Consider the following 5,741-nt stretch of genomic DNA (forward strand, 5'->3'; position numbering starts at 1 on the left):
GTGCGCTCCGCCAGCTCCCGGCGTGCGAAGCCCGCGTGGTCCCAGCGCACCAGCGCCTGCGCCACCTGCTCGGCAGGCCCGCCGAGCAGGATGACGCGTGCCTGTGGCCGGGCCAGGACCACCGCGCCCGACCACCGCCGCAGGGCCTCGCTGGAGGCTCCCAGGTCCGGACGGGCCGACAAGGTCGCGCCGTCAAGCAGCAGCACCGCGTGGTAGCCGCCCTCCGCCACCGGCTCAGCCCCCGGGGTGGCGACGACGAGCCTGGGCCGGGCATCAACGGTCTGGATGACGCCATGATCCTCTCGCGCTCCGGAGACCACCACCGGCACCATCGGAAAGGCCCGTCCCAGCTCATCGGCCGTACGAGCCGAGCCCACGGCGACCATCCTCAACAGCGTGTGTCCGCAGGCCGAACAGGACCATGACGCCATCTGGCGCCCACACCACCGGCAGGAGACCTCACCACTGCGGCTCATCATCACCGGCCCTGCGCAGGTGGCACAGTGAGCCGGAGTCCGGCAGGAGGCGCAGGCCACCACAGGCGCGTATCCACCACGTGGTACCTGGACCAGCACCGGCCCGCTGTGGAGAGCCTCACGCAGCGCACGGTGTGCCAGGGAGGGGATGCGGGCGTAGCCGGAGGCGCCCTCGGCCTCCAGCTCAGGCGCACCAGGAACCTGCACCCGGGGGATGACGTGCCTGATCAGCTCACGCGGCGCCGTGATCTGCTCGGCCCATCCTTGAGCGACGTAGCTGTGGGCCTCGATGCTGCGTGAGTACCCGGCGATGAGCAGCCCTGCCTTCTCCAGACCGCTGCGCAGTGCCAGGACTGTCCGGGCGTGGACGTAGGGCGAACGTGGCTCGTCCAGACGATCATCACCGTCGTCCCAGATCACCGCCAGGCCGAGGTTGTGCACAGGGGCGAAGGCAGCGGCCCTGGTCCCCACGACCACGCGAGCGTGACCGAGCAGGGCAGCGAGAAAGGCCTTGTAGCGGCGTGCTGGACCGTGCTCGGCCGACAGGACGACCACCGGCTCCGCCTGCCCCTGCTCAGCCTCCAAGCAGGCCGCCAGGCGCGCAGCCAGGCTCTGTGCCCCAGCAGTGGTCGCGGTGAGCACGAGGGCCCCTCGGCCAGCCGACAGGGTTGCGCTCACGGCACGGGCGAGCAGCACCTGCCAGTCCTCCACCACCCCGGTGCGCCCGGGCAGTGCCGTCCACACCGCACGCGGAGCAGCTGCCTGAGCCAGGGCCTGAAGAAACTGCGGACCGCCGTCATAGGCCGCCCAGCCTGTCTCACCGTCCGCGGCAGGCGTGGGCAACGCCGGCACGCTGACCTCGCGGTCGCGCTCGGCGCGCTCGGTACGCGCGTGCCGCGCCGGCACAGCCAGACGCAGGACGTCCGCCCTGGTGCCCGCCGTGCGCTCGGCCACCGCCTCCACCAGCCGTCTGGTGGAGGGCGGGACAACAGGCAGGTCCGAGACCACCCGGCGCAGCGCGGTCAGGCGCCCGGTATGGGTGGTGGTACTCCCCCGCTCCCACAACCACCCGTGGACCTCCTGGCCGCCGAAGGCCACAGTGACCCGCGTGCCGACGGCCGCGGCGACGTCCAGCTCAGGAGGGACGAGGTAGTCGAAGGGACGGTCCAGGTGCGGCAGCGGGCTGTCCAGGATGACCCGGGCAACCGGGTCGACGACGCCGGGCACGCGTACCGTGCGCTCTGCCGGGGCCGGTACCACGAGCAAGGCATCCTGATGACCGCTCTGGCTCATCGTCATCCCCCCCCCGCAGCCTGACGGTGTCCCTGTCCCTCGTCACTCTACGGCGTACCACCGACACGAATACCCGGCCGTGCCAGCGGCGTCCAGAGGCCAGCCAGTCCCATGGACCGGCCGGCCCCGCGTGCCGACCGGGATCAGGCGCCGACGGCCTGGCGCAGCGCCTCGGCCCGGTCGGTCTGCTCCCAGGTGAAGTCCGGACGACCGAAGTGCCCGTAGGCGCTGGTGGAGCGGAAGATCGGACGCAGCAGGTCCAGGTCACGGATGATGGCGGCCGGGCGCAGGTCAAAGACCTTGCGGATGGCCTGCACGATGCGCGCCTGGGGCACGGTCTCGGTGCCGAAGGTCTCGACGAACACGCCCACCGGGTGGGCCGAGCCGATGGCGTAGGCCACCTGGACCTCGCAGCGCCGCGCCAGGCCGGCTGCCACGACGTTCTTGGCGACCCACCGCATGGCGTAGGCCCCGGACCGGTCCACCTTCGAGGCGTCCTTACCGGAGAAGGCACCTCCACCGTGACGAGCCATCCCGCCGTAGGTGTCCACGATGATCTTGCGACCGGTCAGGCCGGCGTCGCCAGCAGGGCCGCCGATAATGAACTGACCCGAGGGGTTGACGAGCACCTCCAGGTTGCTCGTCGCCAGCTCCAGCCCCTTGGCCTCCTCGGCCTGGAGCACCGGACGCAGCACCTCATCCACCAGGGCGTCGCGCAGCCAGGCCTGGCTGCGGTCAGGATCGTGCTGGGTGGAGATCACGACGTTCTCCAGGCTGACCGCGCGTTCGCCGTCGTAGCCGATCGTCACCTGGGTCTTGCCATCAGGGCGCAGGCCCTCAACGATCCCCTGCTTGCGCACCGCTGCCAGGCGCTCGGCCAGACGGTGGGCCAGGTGGATCGGCACGGGCATGAGCTCGGCAGTATCGGTACAGGCGTAGCCAAACATCAGTCCCTGGTCGCCCGCGCCCTGGAAGTCCAGCGGGTCGAGGTCACCAGCATCGCCACGCACCTCCAGCGCCTTGTCCACTCCGGCAGCGATATCCGGGGACTGCTGGCCGATCGAGACCGACACCCCGCACGAGGCGCCGTCAAAGCAGACCTCGGAGGAGGTGTAGCCGATCGCGACGATCTCGTCGCGCACGATCTGGGGGATCTCGACGTAGGCCTCCTCGGTGGTCACCTCTCCGGCCACATGAACCAGTCCCGTGGTCACCATCGTCTCCACAGCCACGTGCGCAGCCGGGTCCTGCTCCAGGATCGCGTCGAGGATGGAGTCGGAGATGCGGTCACAGACCTTGTCCGGGTGGCCTTCAGTAACGGACTCGGACGTAAACGGACGCAGGGAAGAGATCACGGGCTCACCCTACCGGCGGCGTGCGACGCGAACGAGGTCCCCCGGGCCGGCGCCGATGTGGATCGCGGCACGTCATGGACGCTGACGCTGGCCTCAGCGCGTCTGCCCGTCCCGCGCGTCCAGGCGCTCGGCAACCAGACCCACCAGCGCCCGAGCGACCTCAGCCTTCGACCCGCTAGCCTCCGCCACCGGCTCGCCCACGCGGTCCAGAACCACGACGCGGTTGGGCACGTCCCCGAATCCCGTGTGCTCGCCCACGGCGTTGACCGCCAGAAGATCCGCGCCCTTGCGGCGCGCCTTGGCGGCACCGTGCGCGAGGACGTCACCCTCACCGTCCCCGGTCTCGGCCGCGAAGCCCACGACGAGCGTGCGCCCGTCCTGGCGCGGCGGATCAGCGACCAGCTCGGCCAGGACGTCTGGGTTCTCCACCAGCTCGATCCTCATGCCTCGCTCGCCGGTGAGCGAGCCTGCCGGCTGCCCGTCCAGCGTGTGCTTCTTGATCTTCGAGGATCGCACCTGCGCCGGACGGTAGTCAGCCACCGCCGCCGCCATGACGATGACGTCGGCGTCCTGACCCGCCTGACGCACCGCCTCGCGCAGCTCCAGCGCGGTGGAGACCTGGACGACCTCGGCCTGCGCCGGCAGGTCACGCAGGACCTCGGCCTCGATATTGGCGGCCACGAGGGTCACCCTCGCACCAAGCCGGGCAGCCTCGGCCGCCATCGCCACGCCCTGGCGCCCGGAGGAGCGGTTACCCAGGTAGCGCACCGGGTCGATCGGCTCGCGAGTCCCCCCGGCCGAGACGACGACGTGGCGGCCCGACAGGACCTGTGCGGCGCCCGCCGCCTCCTCCTGGGTGAGCACCGCCAGCGCCTGGGCTACGACCCGCTCGGGCTCTGGTAGGCGTCCGAGCCCTGAGTCGCTACCCGTCAGGCGCCCGGAGTCCGGGTCGATGACCTTCAGGCCACGACGGCGCAGCGTCGCCACGTTCTCCACCGTGGCCGGGTTCAGCCACATCTGGGTGTGCATCGCCGGCGCCAGGACCACCGGGGCCGTCGCGGTGAGGATGGTGGCCGTCAGCAGGTCGTCGGCGCGGCCGGCGGCCACGCGGGCCAGGAGATCGGCCGAGGCGGGGGCCACCAGGACCAGGTCCGCCCACTCCGCCGTCGCCACGTGCTCGACGGCGGCCGGGTCGTCGAAGACGCCCGTGCTCACCGCACTGCCAGACACCGCCGCCAGGGCAGGGGCCCCGATGAAGCGCAGGGCCGCCTGGGTAGCCACCACCTTGACCTCATGACCGGCCTGACGCAGCAGGCGGATGATCGTGGGGGCCTTATAGGCAGCGATGGAGCCGGAGACACCGACGACGACGCGCCGCGGCCCGTCCAGGGCCGCGGCGCGCTCACTGATCACCGACGCCACGTCGGCTCAGAACTGGATGTCGTCCAGGCTGGTGGCGGCGTTGGAGCCGTCCTCACCCTCGGCCTCGCCCAGCGTGACCGGAGAGTCCAGCGAGATATCGGAGAACATGTCCGCCTCAGCAGCACGACGGGCCTCTTCGGCCTCAGCGCGGCGGGCACGGGCAACGTCACCGGGGATGACCTCGAGCTTGTCCTCGACGATCTCGCGCAGGGCGATGCCCAGCGGCTTCTCCTCAGGGGCGACCTCGACCAGCGGGCCGAAGTACTCCAGCTGGTTGTCCTCCAGCTGCTGGGTGTAGCTGTTGATCTGACGAGCGCGCTTAGCGGCCTCCACCACAAGCCCGTACTTCGAGTCGACCTTCTCCAGGAGGTCGTCGATCGGCGGGTTCGTGATGCCCTCCGGCTTCGGGGAGGTTCCGAGCATGTGCGTGACCTGCTTTCGTCATCGTGTGCCCGGCCGTGTGAGGCCAGGCGGTAACCGGGACAGTCTAGCCTGCCAGGCCAAGAAGAGACTCGAGCTCGCTCGTGGCACGCGCCACGGTGTCGTTGACGATCGTCACGTCGAACTCCCCTTCGGCCGCCATCTCCGTGCGGGCGGTAGCCAGGCGCCGTTCCTGCTCGGCCGCATCCTCGGTGCCACGGCCCCGGAGCCTGGCCACCAGCTCCTCCCAGCTGGGAGGAGCAATGAAGACCAGCTGGCATCCCGGCATGGAGCGGCGGACCTGACGTGCGCCGTCCAGGTCGATCTCCAGCACGGCAGGCCTGCCTGCCGCCAGCTCCGCCTCCACCGGACCGCGCGGGGTGCCGTAGCGGTAGCGTCCGTGGACCAGGGCCCACTCAAGCATCTGCCCGTCAGCCACCAGCCGGTCGAACTCCTCGTCGGTGACGAAGTGGTAGTGGACCCCGTCAACCTCTCCGGGCCTCGGAGCCCGGGTGGTCGCGGAGACCGAGACGAACAGGTCCGGGTGACGACGGCGCAGCTCAGCCACAAGCGTGCCCTTGCCCACCGCGGTGGGGCCGGCGATGACGGTGAGCGCCGGCGTCGGCCGATGTGACGCCGGGGAGCCCGGGGCGCAGGTCGTGGGATGGTCGGGTAGGGAGGGGAGGCTCATGCCACCATCATGCCAGGCGAGCCGCCCCTGCCCTGCCCACTACCTGCCAGTCAGCCGCGCAGGGCGCTGGCCGCGCTCGCGCTC

At 71.0% G+C, this 5,741-nt stretch carries 5 protein-coding genes; all 5 read right to left on the reverse strand.

The window, feature by feature from the left end:
- On the reverse strand, window positions 1–1,769 hold a 1,769-nt coding region (locus HMPREF0058_RS10450; RefSeq protein ID WP_169305839.1), incomplete at its 3' end, for a primosomal protein N' family DNA-binding protein.
- Window positions 1,770–1,912: 143 nt separating this feature from the next.
- On the reverse strand, window positions 1,913–3,124 hold the full coding sequence (gene metK, locus HMPREF0058_RS10455; RefSeq protein WP_006549765.1) for a methionine adenosyltransferase: 1,212 nt from the start codon (window positions 3,122–3,124) through the stop codon (window positions 1,913–1,915).
- A 93-nt stretch (window positions 3,125–3,217) separates the two neighbouring features.
- Window positions 3,218–4,546 carry a bifunctional phosphopantothenoylcysteine decarboxylase/phosphopantothenate--cysteine ligase CoaBC gene (gene coaBC / locus HMPREF0058_RS10460; protein ID WP_006549766.1) on the reverse strand — a complete coding sequence of 443 codons (1,329 nt, stop codon included), beginning with the start codon at window positions 4,544–4,546 and terminating at the stop codon, window positions 3,218–3,220.
- Window positions 4,547–4,552: 6 nt separating this feature from the next.
- Window positions 4,553–4,969 (reverse strand): DNA-directed RNA polymerase subunit omega, encoded by a 417-nt coding sequence (gene rpoZ, locus HMPREF0058_RS10465; protein WP_006549767.1) that lies wholly within the window; start codon window positions 4,967–4,969, stop codon window positions 4,553–4,555.
- Between the two features lie 64 nt (window positions 4,970–5,033).
- A complete protein-coding gene (gene gmk / locus HMPREF0058_RS10470; RefSeq protein ID WP_006549768.1) occupies window positions 5,034–5,657 on the reverse strand; it encodes a guanylate kinase in 624 nt (207 codons plus the stop codon).
- Window positions 5,658–5,741: the final 84 nt, after the last annotated feature.

This window comes from Actinomyces urogenitalis DSM 15434 (assembly GCF_000159035.1).
In the GTDB taxonomy this organism is placed as follows: domain Bacteria; phylum Actinomycetota; class Actinomycetes; order Actinomycetales; family Actinomycetaceae; genus Actinomyces; species Actinomyces urogenitalis.

Bases quoted from the DNA above. Each gene is read 5' to 3' on its own strand.
- gmk (WP_006549768.1), bottom strand. From the start codon at position 5,657: ATGAGCCTCCCCTCCCTACCCGACCATCCCACGACCTGCGCCCCGGGC.
- rpoZ (WP_006549767.1), bottom strand. From the start codon at position 4,969: ATGCTCGGAACCTCCCCGAAGCCGGAGGGCATCACGAACCCGCCGATC.